Raw genomic sequence first — 16,677 nt, forward strand, 5'->3', positions numbered from 1 at the left:
GATCCCGAGAGCAATGATCACGGCCCTGGTCACCACACCCCCGCCCAGCATCTCGCTGTATGCCTGGAGGGTCAGGCCGTGGGGGACGATGACGATCCCACCGGCCTCGTTGATGGAGGCCTGCGTGGAGAAGCTGGTGATCCCACCACCGAACTACCGGACGATGTCCCCTTCGTCGGCGCGACGAACTGGTCCGGCGGCCGTTCGGCCACCCGCCACCTGATCGAGCTGGGGCACCGCCGGTTTCGACGACCTCCCCATCACCGCCCTCATCGATCCTCCGCTGACCACGGTTCACCAGCCGCTCACCGAGATGGCCGCGGCCGCCACCGAACTGGCGCTCGCTCCGGGACGCGGCGAGGAGACGCCACAGGTCGGGCTCGAACTGGCCACCACCTTCACTGTTCGCGAGAGCACCGCGCCGCCGGTCGGCCGGTGACCTCGGAGGGGCTTGATCACGACGGCGAGCGCGGGGACCATGCGTCGTTCGTCCTGGAAACGCCTTCGGCACGCGGGCGTCAGGCGAGTTCCCAGACCCAGCCGGAGGCGCGAGAGGAGGAGACCGACACCTCGCCGTGCGCGCGGGTGACGGTGAACCGCGTGGGCTCGCCGGTGGCGTGGTCGGTGACGGTGAGGGTGGTCTCGCCCTCCGGTCCTGGGTAGACGCGCAGGGTGAGGCCGTCGAGATGGTCGTAGTCGGGCCGGTCGTCCCTGGCGCCGATGGGCAGGACGGCTCCTTCGCGGACGTAGATCGGCATCGAGGTGAAGCCATGCGTCTCGGTACGCCAGCGCCCGCCCTCGATGCGTTCACCCGTCAGGTAGTTCGTCCACGTCCCGTCGGGCAGGTAGACCTCCACGGTCCCGTCGGGGGTGAAGACGGGGGCGACGAGCAGGTCGGGGCCGAGCATGTACTGAGTGTCGAGGTGGGCGGCGTTGCGGTCGCCGGGGAACTCCATGGCCATGGGCCGCATCACCGGGGTTCCGCTCTGGTGCGCCTGGACGCCCGCCTGGAACAGGTACGGCATCAGGCGCAGCTTGAGCTTGGTGAACAGCCGGGTCACCTCGACGGCCTCCTCGTCGAAGACCCACGGCACGCGGTAGGACGAGGAGCCGTGCAGCCGCGAGTGGGAGGACAGCAGCCCGAAGGCGAGCCAGCGCTTGAAGACGCCGGGGTCGGGGGTGCCCTCGAAGCCGCCGATGTCGTGGCTCCAGAAGGAGAAACCGGAGAACGCGAGCGACAGGCCGCCGCGCAGGGTCTCCGCCATGGACTCGTAGGTCGATCCGGTGTCGCCGCCCCAGTGCACCGGCATCCGCTGACCGCCGGCGGTCGCCGAACGGGCGAACAGCACCGCTTCACCTCGGCCCCGCTGTTCCTCCAGCACCTCGAACACCGCCTGGTTGTAGAGCTGGGTGTAGAGGTTGTGCATGCGTTCGGGCGCGGAGCCGTCGAAGTAGGCGACGTCGAGCGGGATGCGCTCGCCGAAGTCGGTCTTGAACGCGTCCACGCCCTGGCTCAGCAAGGCGCGCAGTTTCGACTGGAACCAGCGCGTCGCCTCAGGGTTGGTGAAGTCGACGAGCCCCATGCCGGCCTGCCACAGGTCCCACTGCCAGGGCGACCCGTCGGATCGCTTGAGGAGGAATCCCTGCTCGGCGGCCTCGGCGAACAGAGGTGAGCGCTGGGCGATGTAGGGGTTGATCCATACGCAGACGCGCAGGTCCTTGGCGTGCAGGCGGGCGAGCATGCCGTCGGGGTCGGGGAAGACGCGCGGGTCCCACTGGAAGTCGCACCAGTTGAACTCACGCATCCAGAAGCAGTCGAAGTGGAAGACCGACAGCGGCAGGTCGCGCTCGGCCATGCCGTCGATGAACGAGGTGACCGTCTGCTCGTCGTAGTCCGTGGTGAAGGAGGTGGACAACCACAGGCCGTAGGACCAGGCGGGCAGGCGTGCGGGGCGGCCGGTGAGGGCGGTGTAGCGTTCCAGGATCTGCTTGGGGGCCGGCCCGTAGATCACGAAGTATTCGAGGCTTTCTCCCTCGACCGAGAACTGCACCCGCTGCACCGCCTCCGAGCCGATCTCGTACGAGACGTGCCCAGGATGGTTGACGAAGACGCCGTAGCCGCGGTTGGTGAGGTAGAACGGCACGTTCTTGTAGGCCTGCTCGGAGGAGGTGCCGCCGTCGGCGTTCCAGATCTCCACCGTCTGGCCGTTCTTGACCAGCGGCCCGAACCGTTCGCCCAGCCCGTAGACCACCTCGCCCACGCCCAGCGAGAGCTGCTGGGCGAGGTGGACGGACGGACCGGGCCTGGGATTGCCGACCGGGCCCGGGTCGGTCTGCGCGTCGCCGGTGAGCCGGAAGTAGCCGATGGACTTGTGGCCGCTGGAGGTCAGCGGGCGCTCGTCACCGTGGAAGGACAGGCTCCAGGGCGCCCCGGGGGCCATGGTCGCGCTCAGCGCGCCGCTGGTGAGCGTCGTTCCGTCGGTCTTGACGATCCCGTGGCCGTCCTCGGTGCCGACGAGGTCGAAGCCGCGCTCGTCGGCGCCCCCTGCGTGGTGATCGATCCGGACACGGATCACGTTCGCCAGCGGTGACGACAGCCGCAGCGACAGCACCGGCCGGTTGAGGGTGTCTCCTCGGCGGTTGATGACGGTGGTGGGCGCGGTCACGCCGAGAGCGGCGTCCTCGGTCCGGATGTCGTAGGCCTCGGCCGCGTACAGCGCGGTGACGCCAGGGCGCAGTTGCCAGAGCCCGTCGGTGAACTTCATTCGTGGGAATCCTTTTCGAACGACAGTGACCGGGTCACCCTTTGAGCCCGCCCGCGAGGAGGTCCGCGCGCCAGAAGCGCTGCAGGACCAGAACGAGGATGATCAGGGGGATGACGGCGACGGCCGATCCCGTGATGACCAGCGAATACAGGTCGCCATCGCCCGCGCCCTTGCCCAGGAACGTGTACAGACCCAGGGTGATCGGGTATTTGTCCTGGTCGGAGAGCATGATGAAGGGCAGCAGGAAGTTGTTCCAGATGCTGACGAACTGCAGCAGGAACACCGTGACCAGCCCCTGCACCATCATCGGCAGCACGATGGTGCCGAAGATGCGCAGCTCACCGGCGCCGTCCAGACGCGCGGCCTCCAGCGTGCTCTCCGGCACCGATGCCACGGCGAAGACGCGGCACAGGAAGATCCCGAACGGGTTGATGATCACTGGAAGCAACACCGACCAGTGCGTCCCGGCCAGGCCGACGGCGGCCAGCAGCAGGTACTGCGGGACGGCCAGCACGATCCCGGGCACGAGCACGCCGGCCAGGATGACCGAGAACAGCGCCTGACGCCCGCGGAAGCGGAACTTGGCCAGGGCGTAGCCGGCCATGGCCGACACGAGGGTGGACAGGACCGCGCCGACGCCGGCGTACAGCAGAGAGTTGAGCCCCCACGTCCAGAACTGGCCGCCGCCGTAGGCGCTGAGATTGGCGAGGTTGTCGAACAGACCGCTGCCGGGTGCGAAGGAGAACGTGGTGAACAGCTCGCGTGTGCTCTTGGAGGCGGCGACGACCACCCAGGCCACGGGGGTCAGGCAGTACAGCGCGCCGAGCAGCAGTACGGTCAGTGCCAGGCGCGGCCGGCGCCGCCTGCCCGGCCGCCGGCGGTTGCCGAACTGACGGTCGCCGGTACGGGTCACAGCGGTCATGCGTTGTCTCCGAAGGTCCGGCGCTGGAAGAACCGCAGCAGCAGCAGCGACAGGACGAGGATGCCCAGCGCCAGCACGACGGAGGCGGCCGCGGCCCCGCCGAGGTTGTCGTTGGTGAACGCTTCTTGATAGATCTTCATCAGCGGCACCCAGGTGGAGCTGATCGTGGTCGTCATCGGCCGCAGCGTGGCCGGCTCGCTGTAGAGCTGCAGGGTGCCGATCACGGAGAACAGTCCGGTGAGCACGAGCGCGGGCGCCACCAGCGGGATCTTGATCCGCCAGGCGATCTGCAGCTCGCTCGCCCCGTCGATGCGGGCCGCCTCGTAGACGGAGGTGGGGATGGCGCGCAACGACGTGAAGATGATGATCATGTTGAAGCCGACGCCGGACCACAGCGCGATGTTCGCCAGGGAGAAGTACAGGGCGGGGAAGCCGAAGAAGTCCAGCGGCCCGGCGTCCAGTTGCCGGGCGAGATAGGTGACCGGGCTGGTGCTGGGCAGGTACAGGAAGCCCCACAGCAGGCTGGCGATCACGCCGGGCACCGCGTACGGCAGGAAGATCGCGGTGCGGGCGAAGCCGCGCGCCCGCACCCTGGGGGTGTCGAGCAGCAGCGCGAACAGCAGCGCGAGGCCGAGCACGCTGGGGATGCCGATGATGCCGTAGAGCAGCACCCGGCCGAGCCCGGCGACGTATTCGGGGTCACCGAGCGCGGCGGTGTAGTTGTCGAACCCGATGAAGGTCTGCACGCGCCGCCCGAACGCGCCGCCGCCTTCGACGCGGAAGCCGCGGAAGCTCAGGTAGATCGCATAACCGATCGGGATGATCATGAACAGGGTGAAAAGCACGATCGCGGGCGAGGCGAACAGCCATGGGGTGGCGGCTGCACGCAGGCGCGTGCGCCGACCGGTGGAGGTGGCGGGCATGAGACGTCCAGGGTGGGGATTGAGCCGTACGCGGCTACTGGGTAACGGTGTAGCCGGACTTCTGCAGGTCAGCGAGCACGGCCTGCTGCGTGGCCTGGTACACCGCGCGGAAGGAGGTCTTGTCGAGCGCGGCCTTGTTGAGCGCGTCACCGAAGGCGCTCTGGGCCACGTTCACGTTCGGGCCCCAGGTCACCGGGATCGTAGTGTTCTTGATCACCTGGTCGGTGACCTGGTAGAAGTCCTTCTGCTGGGGCATGAGCTTCGGCGGCTCGGCACTGAGGGTCGCCTGGCGGCCGGCGTTCCCGCCGGGGAAGATGTCGACGTCGAGCAGCGACTTACTGCCTTCCTCCGAAGCGCCCAGCCAGGCGGCGAAGGCCGCGGCCTCTTTGGCGTGCTTGGACTTGGCCGGAACCAGGTAGGCGGAGCCGCCCAGGAACGGCACCGCGGCCTGGCCCTTCGTCCACTGCGGCAGGGGCGCGGACTCCCACTTGCCGGCGGTGTCCGGCGCCACGGTGTAGATCACGCTCGGCGCCCAGGCTCCTGCGGCCCAGCTCAGGATCTTGCCGTCGTTGACCTTGGCGTTCCACTCCGGGGTGAGCAGCGGCTCGACCTTGACCAGGTCCCGCTCCACGAGGTCCTGCCAGAAGTCGGCGGTCTTGAGTGAGGCCTCGCTGTCGATGCCGACCTTCCAGGCGTTTCCGTCGGTGCTCCACCACTGCGCGCCGGCCTGGGCGGCGTGGGCGGCGAAGAACTCGAGCTGGTTGGCGGCGAAGCTGGCGATGTAGGCGTCGGGGTCCTTCTTGTGGATCTGCTCGGCGGCCTCGGCGTACTCGGCCCAGGTGGTGGGGACCTTGACGCCGTACTTGTCGAACAGGTCCTTGCGGTAGGTGAGCACCATCGGGCCGATGTCCTGGGGCACGCCGTAGACCTGGTTGTTGAAGGTGGTCTGGGCCCAGATGTTGGGGTCGACGCCGGACTTGGCGCCGGCCACGTCGGCGGTGATGTCCTTGACGGCTCCGGCGACCACCAGTGCGGGGACTCCGCGGTATTCGATCTGCACGACGTCGGGGGTGTCGCCGGCCTGGTCGGCGGCCAGCAGCTTGGCGGCGGTGTCGGAGGTGCCGCCGACCTCGGACAGCTTGACGGTGACGTTCGGGTGCAGCTGGTGGTATTTGTCGATGATCGCCTTGGCCGCCGGATCGCTGCCCTTGAGGCTCCAGGTCCAGAACTCCAGCGTGACCGGTCCACTGGCGCTCGCCGTGCCCGAGGAAGCAGAGTCATCGGACGAGCAAGCGGCCAGCGACGCCATCAGAGCGGCCGCCAGAGCGGCGGCGCCCAGAATCGTCCGGCGCCGGCGGCGTCGGGGCGTAGAGGGGGACGGTGGGGTCATGACGATCTCCTCGGGCGGGTGGTGCAGCCGGCGGACTGCCGGGTCGTGCGTTGGGATCTAACCTGATGTTAACGTTGTCATTCTGTCAAGACCTTGCTCGTAACAGAGCCGACATCGTCTCGGAGCGCACCCCTTTGCCCACCTTCCGCAATCCGATCCTGCCCGGCTGCCACCCGGACCCGTCGATCTGCCGGGTCGGTGAGGACTTCTACCTTGTCACCTCGTCGTTCGCCTACTATCCGGGCCTCCCCCTCTTCCACAGCCGTGACCTGGTCCGATGGCAGCAGCTCACCCACGTGCTGAACCGGCCGGGGCAGCTTCCGCTACAGGGACTCGACGTCTCCGACGGGATCTGGGCGCCGACCATCCGTCACCACAACGGCAGGTTCTACGTGGTCTCCACCCTGGCCAGGAACCGGCAAGGCAGCATCACCTTCATCGTCACGGCCGAGGATCCAGGCGGTCCGTGGTCGGATCCGGTTCCGCTGGAGGCCGAAGGCATCGATCCGTCGTTGTTCTTCGACGACGACGGCCGATGCTGGCTCACCGCCTGCCGGGACGCGCCGCAGCCGGCCGACAGCGGCCCCGGCGAATTGTGGATGCGCGAACTGGACCTGGACCTCCTCAAGCTCGTCGGCCCCACACACGTGCTCTGGCACGGAGCGGTCCGCGGGGCCTGGGTGGAGGCACCGCACCTGTACAAGCGCGACGGCGTGTACCACCTGATCGCCGCCGAGGGCGGTACCGAGGGCAACCACAGCGTCACCGCCGCCCGCTCCGACACCGTGACCGGCCCCTACGTCACCGACCCGCGCAGTCCGCTGCTGACTCACAGGCACCGCAGCCTCGAAGAGCCGGTTCACAATGTCGGCCATGCCGATCTGGTGGAGACGCCCGACGGCGAGACGTGGGCGGTGACGCTGGGTGTCCGGCCCATCGACGGGACCCACACGCTGGGCCGGGAGGTGTTCCTGGTGCCCGTCGTCTGGAGCGCCCGAGGGCCGGTGTTCGCGCCGGAATCAGGCGGCGTGCGACTGCTGGAACGGTTGCCGTCGCCGGCGTCCGGGGAAGGGATCGGCGAGACGGCGGTAGGTCGGGTGCACTTCCGCGAGCCGATGCTCGGCCTGGAGTGGAACAGCCTGCGCGGCCCCGTCGGCGACCGGGTCAGACCCGCGGCCGATGGCGGCGGGCTCGACATCGACCTGGCCCCCCAGCCGCTCAGCTCCACCAGCGTGCCGGCCTTCATCGCCCGGCGACAGCAGCACGTCCGCTTCCGCGTCCGCACCCGCATCAGTTTCCTCGCCGCGCACCCGGCCGAAGAGGCCGGACTGGCCGTCTTCCAGAACCAGGACCACCACGCCACTCTCGCCGTCACCGCCGACGAGAACGGACGAGCACAGGTCGTGCTGACAGCCCGGGATTCGGGCACCAGCACCCGCCTGGCGTCCGCGCCGTCGCATGCGCAAGAGAGTCTGCTGGAGGTCGAGGCGGACGAGAACGGCTACACCTTCCGCCTGTCCGACGGCACCCGGTGGACCAGCCTGGCCACCATCGAGCGGTCCTTCTTCAGCACCGAGCGAGCAGGCGGGTTCGTAGGCGTATACCTGGGCCTTTACGGCACCAGCAACGGCCACGCCAGCCAAAGCCGCGCGCGCGTCCACTGGTTCGAATACCAACCGCACACCGAGCCGCCAGGCTAACGCCGGGGCGGCCCAGTGCTGCGACGTACCACGAGCTCGGGAGCGATCCGCTCAATCGAGGCCGACTCACCTCGCATCATCCGCAGCAACTGCTCGATGGAGCGCTCACCGAGACCGAGGAAATCCTGCCGGACCGTGGTGAGCGCCGGCACCAGATAGGCCGCTCCGACGATGTCGTCGAACCCCACCAGCGACACGTCCTCGGGAACTTTGACGCCGAGCTCGGCGAAGGCCGCCAGCACCCCCATGGCCATCTGATCGTTGCCGGCGAAGATCGCTGTCGGCAGCTCATCCGCGTGACGCGTGACGAGATAGGTGGCCAGCCGATATCCGCTGTTGCCGGTGAAGTCGCCCTCGAGTAGCTCGCCGCGGGCCTGCGGCGCGTCCGCCAGCGCGGCTCTCCAGCCGTCGACCCGAGCCTGCGCGTCGAAGGTCCGCAACGCGCCGGTCAGATGGACGATGCGACGGTGCCCCAGCTCCAGCAGGTGACGGACGGCCATGCGCGCGCCCAGCTCCTGGTCGAGCTCGACGAAGCCCAGGTCCGGGTTGGGCACGTTGCCAGACATGATCACTGTCATCGGTACGCCGGTGGCGATGTCGGCCAGGGCTTCCACCGCCATGGGTCGGTCCGCGATGACGGCGATGCCCTCGACCGCCTGGTCGGCGAGCCGCTGCAGCGTTTCGGCCAGGTCCAGGGTCGTGCCGCCCTGCCAGCTGGCCAAGTTCACCCAGTATCCGGCCCGCTGCGCCGCGCCCTGCACGCCACGCAAGATTCTGGGTAGTTCGTACAGCTCAGCTCCGGCGAGCACCACCCCGATCGTCGAGGAGCGGCGGCTCTTGAGCGCGCGGGCGACGCTGTTGCGCCGATAGCCGAGCTTCTCGATGGCAGCCTCGACACGAGCCCGCGTCTCCGGACGCACGGAGGGGTGGCCGTTGAGCACCCGGGACACGGTGACGTGCGACACGCCGGCCTCGCGTGCCACATCCACCATTCCTGGTGCCCGGTTCATGTCCTTCGCTTCCCAGCCGCCACCGCGACGTATCCCGACTGCCTGTGTTCGATGGTTCCATACCTGCCAGCAGGCTCAGGGGATCAGCGCCACGCGGCAGATGGATCATATCCGGCTCAAAGCAGTTCAAGTCGTATGCCTTGTGGATGTGCGCTGGCGAGTCTTCCGCGATTTCGGCACCCTCTTGCCAGGTCCGCGATCAATCAGGGTGAAGGCGTCCCAGGCGGCGGTACCGAGAAGGCACGCACCGGCACCCGCTCCCGTGATGGCGCTGGGCGGGAGTCCAGTCTGCCGATGCATCAGGACGGTGACGACCGCGGTGGCGGTCAGCAACGCGCTCAGCACGAACAGCCACGAGTTGCCCAGCACAACCGCCAGCGGCCAGAAATGCACGCCTACCACCAGGCGGATCCACGGCGTGATGAACGTCTGGCGTCGCCGTAGGGCGAGCACGGCGAATTCGATGCCGTTGCTGCGCATTGCACCCTGTCCCCCCGCCAGTCCCTGGTGCACACCGGCGAGCTGCTCGAGCGCCACCAAGACCTCGACCGCATCCCTGCCTGGCTGAACACGCGCCGCCAGGATCGGCGCGCCGGCACGGACCGTGACCTCGCCGGAGCGGGTCGTGGACCGCATCGACGTCGAAGTGCCGACCCACGCCTCGGGCGTCCCGGTCTTCGATTCCGGGATCACCGGCACGACGATGATGAGCTTCGACGTCTGGGACAGCGATCTGCCCGCCATCGAGGTCTACGGCACCGAAGGGACGCTCACCCTGCCCCACCCCAACCACTTCGACGGCGACGTCCGTGTGCGGCGGCACGGCGAAGCGGACTGGTCCGTCCTGCCGCCCGCCGTCGAGTTGTTCGGCGCGGTCGGCACCAAGGAGCAGACCCGCCAGGCACTCGGCGTGCGGGATCTGGCCGACGCGATCGAGGGCGGGCCGCACCGCGCCAGAGCGGCGTTCGCCTTCCACGTGCTGGAAGCACTCTCCGCGATCGACGGGCCCACAGACTGTCCGTCTGGAGAGTACGTGCGAGCGCCCAGGCGGCCGCTTCGAGGCTTGAGCGTCCGGTAGGAGCACACGAGCCGGGCGGCTCCACGGTAACGCCACACCTGCGCCGTCCGGTTGGGAGTCAGCGCCGCCCCGTGGTCACGTCGAGCACCACCTTGCCGGTCACGTGACCGGACTCCACGAGTGCGAGCGCGTCACCCGCCTCGGCGAGCGGGAAGACCCGGCGGACGCAAGGGTCCAGCTTCCCGTTCATCACCAGATCGGCCAGAGCGGTCAGCGTCGCGGTGCTGTTCGCGCGCCTCAGGGGGCAAGCCTTGAACCGTGCCGCGACTTCCTCCCCCGCCACCGTGGTCACCAGCGTCCGGGCGGTGACCACGGCGGTGACGCTTTCGAGCGCGTCATCGCCGACCAGATCGAGGACGGCGTCGGCTCCCGCCGGAAGTAGCTCCTCAATCCGGCGCCCGACGCCACCGCGATCGTAAGCGACCGCCGTGGCGCCGAGAGACTCGAGAAACGCGCCCTTCGCCTCACTCGCGATGCCCACAACCGCGACGCCGCCCATGACCGCGAGCTGGGCGAACCGCACTGCGTACGACCCAGTCCTGCGGGGACGTGTACGTACCCGGGATTGCCAGCATCAGCTCGACCGCCAGGAGGGGTGACGCCGGGCGCGATTCGCAGATCGAGACGGATGCGGCAGACCGCGGGCGTGACCGCGAGCATGCGCTCCCAGCCGCCGCCGTCGCAGTGCGGTGCCGCTCGGGATACTCCGCCAGCCACCGTTCCAGCCGCATCACCACCTGGGCGGCCATCACGATCGGGTTCTGGTACGGCAGGCGGTGCCGGCTACCGGCGTAGGTGTGGATCCCCGGCACGACGATCTCGAACCAGCACAGACCGACCTCTTCGTGCGCGACGAAATCTCCCGGCTTGGCGATCACCGCGTACTCGGAATGCCAGCCGCGTTCGAGCAGGAAGGAGCAGCCGACGCCGTGCCCCCGTGTTCAGGCGGCCGGTGTCGTCGATGGCGTTGGTCGGCATACCGCCCGCCCAGAAGGCGACCAGCAGGTCTCCGGCGAGTCGCGGGCGCACCGCGACCAGCGCCTCGCCCACGACGAGGACGCACGCCGCGTGGCCCTTGGGATTGCTCACACCCAGGCCGCTGACATAGGGGTCGTCGCAGCGCGCCTCGGCCCGCATGTCGGGGCGCAGATGGGGGCCGGCTCACGGCACGTCCAGGTCCGGGTCTCCGGTGGTCAGGGTGTCGATCGGGGCGTACAACAAGAGGTCGGCGCCCGTGCCGTCGCCTCTCAGCCGCCCGACGGCATTGGCCTGGCCGTCGTCGACGCGCTGCCGTAAGCCGGGCCGGACACTGGCCTGGCCGAACCGTGATGGAGTCAGTACTCGATGAGGGCGCGTCCGACGATGCGGCCGGCGGCGACCTCGGCGTACGCGCGCGCCGCTTGGGCGAAGGGATAGCGGGCCGAGACAAGCCGGGCCGGGTCGAACGCACCCGAGCGTACCGCGTCGAGCAGCCGTGGCATGTCCTCGCGCGGCAACCCGGCGTACGACCCGATCAGCGCCACCTTGCGGCGGACGAACACCGTGAGGTCGGGGATGATGCCCCGCCCGGAGGTGCCGCCGAGTCCCGTCACCACCACCCGGCCGCCCACGGCGACGATTTGTTGGGCCTGCAGGAGGGTGTCTGACGTGCCGATGGTGTCAAAGACGACGTCGGGATCGCCGCCGAGCACGGAGCGGACCCGGTCAGCCAGCCCCCGCTCCGTGTCCTCGGACGCCACTTGCTCGACAGAGTGCGCCGCGGAAGGCGGATCCGCGCCGTCGAGCGCCGCCGTCGCGCCGAAGTCCAGCGCGGCGCGCCGAGCGCCTTGCCGTAGATCGGTCGCCACTGTGCCAACCACTCCGGCGTGGCGGGCCAGCGCGATGACGCACAGTCCGACACCACCCGCGCCGATGACCAGCACGCGCTCGCCGCCCGTCAGCCGTGCGGCCCGATGTACGGCTCCGTACGCGGTCAGGCCCGCGCAGCCGAGCACCGCGGCGTCGGCGAGCGGCCATGCCGATGGCCAGTCATTGGGCAGCGGGAAGACGGCGGTCGCGGGCAGCACGACGTGTCTGGCCAGGCCGCCGACTCCGGAGGCGCGCAGTGCTGCGCCGTCGAGGAACCGGTAGCGGTGAGTGCCGTCGAAGCGCAGACCGTCGCGCTGCATCGCCGATCGGAAGGGGGCGCAGTCGTCGTCCGCGCCGGCGGCGCACGCGGCGCACTTGCCGCAGGGCACCAGGAAGGAGCAGACGACCCGATCGCCAGGCCGCACCCGGTCGACCGATGGTCCGGTCTCGGTGATGGTGCCGGACAGCTCATGCCCGAACACACAAGGCGGGGCGACCGTGCCGTGTCCCCGCAGCTTGTGCACGTCGCTGTGGCATGCTCCGCAGGCCGCCACCTCCAGCAGGACCTCGCCTTCCTGTGGCGCGGCCACCTCCACGCGACGGATCTTCAGCCCAGGGTCGACCCCCTCGAACACCGCCGCCACCGTGGGCCTCCACCCGCTCACCTGACGCCCCCATCCGTATGCGAGCCCGCCACGCCCGCAGTATCTACGGAGGAGCTTGCACGCGCAGCGGCGGCGGCGCCCGCGATCCTGCCGAAGACGGCTCCCGACGTCAGCCCGCTGCCGCCCGGGTAGTTGCCCGAGAACAGGCCACCCACCAGTTCGCCCGCCGCGTACAGCCCCTCTATCGGCCGCGATTCCTCGTCCAGCACGCGGGCGCTCGTGTCCACGTGCAGACCGCCGAAGGTGAACGTGATGCCGCAGCTCACCGCGTACCCGTAGAACGGCGGTGTCTCCAGCGCCAGTGCCCAGTTCGACTTGGGCGGTTCGGTCCGCGCCCGCCGCCGGTCCTTGATCGAGGGGTCGAACGGTTCGTCCACGATCGAGGCGTTGAACTCGTCCACTGTCCGGCGCAGTCCCTCGGGCGAGATGCCGAGTCGGCTCGCTAGCTCCTCTACGGTGTCCGCGCCGGCCCAGGTGATCGGCTGGCTGTCGTATTCCTCGGTACGCAGCATCGGCCGGGTGGTGGCGTCGAACAGTTGCCACGCGACGCCGCCGGGCCGCCGGAGGATCTCCCGGCCGTACTTGGCGTAGGTGTAATTGCGATAGTCGGCGCCCTCGTCCACGAAGCGGCGGCCGTCGCGGTCCACCACGATGCCCAAGGGGTAGCTCTGGCGGGTGTACTGGTTGGTCAGACGTCTGTCGCCGCCGCCGGGTGGGGCTCCGGCGTCCCAGGCAACGCTGTGGCAGGTGCCGTAATCGCCGTACGGGGCGGCGCCGAGGGCCAGGGCGAGTTCGAGGATCGCGCCGTCGTTCGTGGGGGTGCCGCGGACGATCGCCCGAGCCCATTCCAGACCCAGGTGGCGGGCCCTCAGGCGCGAGCTGGCCTCAAACCCGCCCGCGCCCAGGACGACCGCGTGGGCTCGCACGGTGTGCTCACCGCTCGCGTCGGCGTACGTCACCGCAGTCACCGCGCCGGCGTGGCCGCGATGGAGCGCCGTCACGTTGGCGCCGTAGCGGATCTCGACGCCGGAGGCCACCGCCGCCGCGGTGTGCTGGGCGATCAGGCCCTTGCCGCCGCCGACCGTGCCGAGCGCGAGACCGCCGAAGAACTTCCAGATGCCGCCGCTCTCGTACGCCTGCCGCTCGTACATCAGCCGCCAGCCGATGCCCTTGTCCGCGAGCCATCGGACGGTGTCGCCGCTGCGCGACACCAGCAGCCTGGTCAGGACGGCGTCGTTGCGCCCGTCGGTGACCCGTTCCATGTCCGCGGTGAATTCGGCGGCGGTATACGGCGGCAGAACGGTTCTTTCCAAGCGTTCGTCAGGGGCCAGCATCGGCGTGACGTCGGCCAGCCCCTCGTGGGCCAGCCGAAAGGCGCCCGCGGTGTAGAAGGAGTTGCCGCCCGCCTCGTCTCTGGGGGCCCGTTCGAGTAGCAGCACCCGCGCCCCGTGTTCTCGTGCGCTGTGCGCGGCCGAGAACCCGGCGTTGCCGCCGCCGACCACGAGCACGTCGATGTCCCCGTCGATGTCCACGCCGGTGTCGGTGTCCGTCATGTGTTCCTCCTTCAGCTCAGTCGGCGAACGGGTCTTCGGGCGCGTCGTCGCCGTAGTCCACGACGACGCTCTTGACCTCCACGTACTCGCGCAGCACGGCCAGGCCGTTCTCTCGCCCCAGGCCGCTCTGCTTGTAGCCGCCGTACGGCAGGGTCCAGTGCACCGGACGGAAGGTGTTCACCGAGACGAGCCCGGCCTGGAGCCGTTCGCTGACCCGGTGGGCGCGCCCGACGTCACGGGTCCAGAGGCCTGCAACGAGACCGTAGGTCGTGTCGTTGGCGATCGCGACGGCCTCCTCTTCGGTGTCGAACGGGATCACGGTCAGGACCGGCCCGAACACCTCTTCCTGCGCCAGCCGCGAGCCGTTGGCCAGCCCCTCGAAGACGGTCGGCTGCACGAAGTAGCCACGGTCCAGACCTAGTGGGCGACCGCCGCCGGTGACGACGCGGCCACCCTCGTCGAGGCCGAGTTCGATGTAGCGGCGCGTCTTGTCCAGCTGCTCGGCCGAGGTCTGCGGGCCGATGTGGGTGCGCGGGTCGAGCGCCGGACCGACGCGGATGCGTTCGGCACGGGCCGTCAACGCGTCCAGCACCTCGTCGTACACCTCGCGCTGCACCAGCAGGCGCGAGCCCGCGGAGCAGGACTGGCCCGTGGAGCGGAACGCGCTGTGGGTGGCGACGGTGATCGCCCGTTCCAGGTCGGCGTCGGCGAACACGATGTGTGGTGACTTGCCCCCGCACTCGAAGGAGACCCGCTTCAGCCCGTCGGCGGCGCTGCGCATGATCTGCCGCGCGGTTTCGTAGCTGCCGGTGAACGAGATCTTGTCCACGCCGGGGTGGCTCACCAGGGCGTGTCCCGCGCCCGCGCCGCGTCCGGGCACGATGTTGACCACACCCGGTGGCAGCCCGGCGTCGTGGACCAGGCGTGCGAATGCGAGCGCGGACACCGAGGTCTGCTCGGCGGGCTTGAGCACCACGACGTTGCCCGTGGCCAGAGCAGGTCCGAGCTTCCACGCGTACAGGCTGATCGGAGAGTTCCACGGGGTGACGGCGCCGACCACGCCGACCGGTTCCAGGCGGGTGAAGGCGTGCGCGCCGGGGCGGTAGGGGATCACGTCACCTTGCAGCTTGTCGGCCGCTCCGCCGTAGTAGCGCAGCCACTCAGCGGCCCGCCGCACCTCGCCGACGGTGTCGCGCAGCGGCTTGCCGTTGTCTCTGCTCTCCAACTCGCCGAGCGAAGTCGCGTCCCGCTCCAGCAGCGCGGCCAGCTCGGTGAGCAGGCGTCCACGCCGGGTGGCGGTGAGGCGGGACCATGGCCCATCGAGCGCCTCCCGCGCCGCGGCGACGGCCAGATCGACGTCGGCGGGTCCGGCGTCGGGAACCGTGGCCCATACCTCTTCCGTGGAGGGGTCGATCGACTCCAGGCGCGCCCCGCTCTTCGGGGCCTGCCACTCACCGCCGATGAACAGGCGGTCCTCGTGAAGCATGCTCATCGAGCCCCCTCCAGGGCGGCGTCGGCGTGCAGGTCGACGTCCTTGGTCTCGGGCCCCAGGTACGCTCCCACGGCGAGCAGGATTCCGCCGACGACGTACAGGACCATGGTGGTGTGCGTGGCCCGCATGAAGGATGCGAGCCCGCTCTCGTAGAAGGCGTAAAAGGACGGGATGATCACCGCGACGCTGTAGCCGATCCCGTACCCGCTGGCCCGCATCCGAGTCGGGAAGCGCTCGGACAGGTACGCGGCGGTGCAGCCGAAGCAGCAGATCGAGCTCAGCACCAGCGCGATCGTCAGCACCGTCAGCACGGGCACGGAGGTGGCGCCCGAGCCGACGATCGCCAGATAGATCAACGGCGCCACCACCGCGGCCAGTACGCCGCAGCCGATCAGCACCCGGCGGCGGCCGAGTCGCTGGCTCAGCGCGCCGGTGGCCGGGTAGGCCGCGATCAGGGCGACCTGGGCCAGGACCATCACGAGCGTTCCCTGCTGGCTGGTGACGCCCTCCAGGGAGCGTAGCGTTACCGGGTACGACGCCGAAGTGGCGTTCGAGATCAGCCAGACGCCGGTCATCATGACAAAGACCTGGCGCAGGCTGCGCGCTCCTTCTCCGCTGAGCAGTTGCAGGGCCGGATGCCGCTGCTTTTTCCCGGCGAGCCCCTGGAAGGCGGGGGACTCGTCGACGGTGCGCCCGTAGTAGAGGGCGAAGCCGAAGGTCGCCGCGGCCCCGATCAGCACGGGCACGCGCCAGCCCCATGCCGTGTACGCCGAGCCGGTGCCACTCATGACGGAGTAGGTGAGGGCGGACACGACGCAGAAGGCGATCGGGAACCCCATCGTGATCAGTCCGCCGTACAGGCCGCGCTGGTGCGGCGGGCTGCTCTCCATCGCCAAGGGGATGGCGCCGGTGTACTGGCCGCCGAGGAAGACCCCCGTGATCAGGCGCAGAACGACCAGCAGGAAGACGGACGCGATGCCGATCTGATCGAAGCCGGGCAGCAATGCCAGCGCCAGCGTGCCCGCGGCGCAGCCGTACATGGCGATGAGCGTGGCTCTGCGCCTGCCCACGGTGTCGCCCACGGCCCCGAACACGACGGCGCCGACCGGCCGCCCGAGCAGCGTCGCGGCGAAGATCAGGCCGCTGACCAGGCTCACGATGGTCGGCGAGACCTCATCGGAGGCCATGAAGTAGCCGAGCGCGGGCGCGATGGTCACGACCGGCAGGTAGATGTCGTAGCAGTCGATGGCGAAGCCGATGGCGGCCCCGCGGGTGGCGCGCACACCGCGCTGGGCGTCGGGGGTGGTGGGGGTGGTGGGGGTGCCTGTCAC

At 69.6% G+C, this 16,677-nt stretch carries 15 protein-coding genes and 1 pseudogene; 5 read left to right on the forward strand and 11 right to left on the reverse strand.

Annotated elements, in window-relative coordinates; genetic code table 11:
• On the forward strand, window positions 1–223 hold a 223-nt coding region (locus ACFPZ3_RS41365), incomplete at its 5' end, for a hypothetical protein (RefSeq protein WP_379519832.1).
• Window positions 224–253: 30 nt separating this feature from the next.
• A pseudogene (locus ACFPZ3_RS41370) lies at window positions 254–439 on the forward strand (substrate-binding domain-containing protein); the annotation flags it as partial.
• Between the two features lie 79 nt (window positions 440–518).
• Here ACFPZ3_RS41370 and yicI read toward each other — a convergent pair.
• From yicI to ACFPZ3_RS41390, 4 genes are read right to left on the reverse strand one after another with little or no spacing between them, the layout of a single operon-like run.
• Window positions 519–2,765: an alpha-xylosidase gene (gene yicI / locus ACFPZ3_RS41375; protein WP_379519833.1), complete on the reverse strand. Its 2,247-nt coding sequence runs from the start codon at window positions 2,763–2,765 to the stop codon at window positions 519–521.
• Window positions 2,766–2,799: 34 nt separating this feature from the next.
• A complete protein-coding gene (locus tag ACFPZ3_RS41380) occupies window positions 2,800–3,687 on the reverse strand; it encodes a carbohydrate ABC transporter permease (RefSeq protein ID WP_379519834.1) in 888 nt (295 codons plus the stop codon).
• A complete protein-coding gene (locus ACFPZ3_RS41385) occupies window positions 3,684–4,610 on the reverse strand; it encodes a carbohydrate ABC transporter permease (RefSeq protein WP_379519835.1) in 927 nt (308 codons plus the stop codon). Before ACFPZ3_RS41385 ends, ACFPZ3_RS41380 begins: the two co-directional genes overlap by 4 nt.
• Before the next feature lie 34 nt (window positions 4,611–4,644).
• The gene (locus ACFPZ3_RS41390; protein ID WP_379519836.1) at window positions 4,645–6,000 is read right to left on the reverse strand and encodes an ABC transporter substrate-binding protein; all 1,356 of its coding nucleotides are present in this window, start codon (window positions 5,998–6,000) and stop codon (window positions 4,645–4,647) included.
• Window positions 6,001–6,134: 134 nt separating this feature from the next.
• Here ACFPZ3_RS41390 and ACFPZ3_RS41395 point away from each other — a divergent pair, with 134 nt between their 5' ends.
• The gene (locus ACFPZ3_RS41395) at window positions 6,135–7,700 is read left to right on the forward strand and encodes a glycoside hydrolase family 43 protein (RefSeq protein WP_379519837.1); all 1,566 of its coding nucleotides are present in this window, start codon (window positions 6,135–6,137) and stop codon (window positions 7,698–7,700) included.
• Here ACFPZ3_RS41395 and ACFPZ3_RS41400 read toward each other — a convergent pair.
• Together ACFPZ3_RS41400 and ACFPZ3_RS41405 are read right to left on the reverse strand one after the other, a co-directional pair.
• Window positions 7,697–8,710, reverse strand: a complete 1,014-nt coding sequence (locus ACFPZ3_RS41400; RefSeq protein ID WP_379519838.1) for a LacI family DNA-binding transcriptional regulator — start codon at window positions 8,708–8,710, stop codon at window positions 7,697–7,699. The genes ACFPZ3_RS41395 and ACFPZ3_RS41400 overlap by 4 nt on opposite strands.
• A gap of 126 nt (window positions 8,711–8,836) precedes the next feature.
• Window positions 8,837–9,346: a hypothetical protein gene (locus ACFPZ3_RS41405; protein WP_379519839.1), complete on the reverse strand. Its 510-nt coding sequence runs from the start codon at window positions 9,344–9,346 to the stop codon at window positions 8,837–8,839.
• On the opposite strand from ACFPZ3_RS41405, the gene ACFPZ3_RS41410 reads away from it, so the two are divergent.
• Window positions 9,336–9,788 (forward strand): hypothetical protein, encoded by a 453-nt coding sequence (locus tag ACFPZ3_RS41410; RefSeq protein WP_379519840.1) that lies wholly within the window; start codon window positions 9,336–9,338, stop codon window positions 9,786–9,788. The genes ACFPZ3_RS41405 and ACFPZ3_RS41410 overlap by 11 nt on opposite strands.
• A gap of 58 nt (window positions 9,789–9,846) precedes the next feature.
• On the opposite strand, the gene ACFPZ3_RS41415 is transcribed toward ACFPZ3_RS41410, so the two are convergent.
• Entirely contained in the window at window positions 9,847–10,311 is a 465-nt protein-coding gene (locus tag ACFPZ3_RS41415) for a zinc-binding dehydrogenase (protein WP_379519841.1), read from the reverse strand.
• Window positions 10,312–10,655: 344 nt separating this feature from the next.
• Between ACFPZ3_RS41415 and ACFPZ3_RS41420 the strand changes: the two genes are divergently transcribed.
• On the forward strand, window positions 10,656–11,084 hold the full coding sequence (locus tag ACFPZ3_RS41420) for a hypothetical protein (protein WP_379519842.1): 429 nt from the start codon (window positions 10,656–10,658) through the stop codon (window positions 11,082–11,084).
• Window positions 11,085–11,122: 38 nt separating this feature from the next.
• On the opposite strand, the gene ACFPZ3_RS41425 is transcribed toward ACFPZ3_RS41420, so the two are convergent.
• The 4 genes from ACFPZ3_RS41425 to ACFPZ3_RS41440 are packed head-to-tail and all read right to left on the reverse strand — an operon-like array spanning window position 11,123 to window position 16,677.
• Window positions 11,123–12,301 (reverse strand): alcohol dehydrogenase catalytic domain-containing protein, encoded by a 1,179-nt coding sequence (locus ACFPZ3_RS41425; RefSeq protein ID WP_379519843.1) that lies wholly within the window; start codon window positions 12,299–12,301, stop codon window positions 11,123–11,125.
• Window positions 12,298–13,854 (reverse strand): FAD-dependent tricarballylate dehydrogenase TcuA, encoded by a 1,557-nt coding sequence (tcuA, locus tag ACFPZ3_RS41430; protein ID WP_379519844.1) that lies wholly within the window; start codon window positions 13,852–13,854, stop codon window positions 12,298–12,300. The genes ACFPZ3_RS41425 and tcuA overlap by 4 nt, the downstream gene beginning before the upstream one ends.
• Before the next feature lie 16 nt (window positions 13,855–13,870).
• Window positions 13,871–15,346, reverse strand: coding sequence for an aldehyde dehydrogenase (locus ACFPZ3_RS41435; protein ID WP_379519845.1), 1,476 nt, complete (start codon window positions 15,344–15,346; stop codon window positions 13,871–13,873).
• Window positions 15,343–16,677: an MFS transporter gene (locus ACFPZ3_RS41440; protein WP_379519846.1), complete on the reverse strand. Its 1,335-nt coding sequence runs from the start codon at window positions 16,675–16,677 to the stop codon at window positions 15,343–15,345. Before ACFPZ3_RS41440 ends, ACFPZ3_RS41435 begins: the two co-directional genes overlap by 4 nt.

It is taken from the genome of Nonomuraea insulae, from assembly GCF_042656245.1.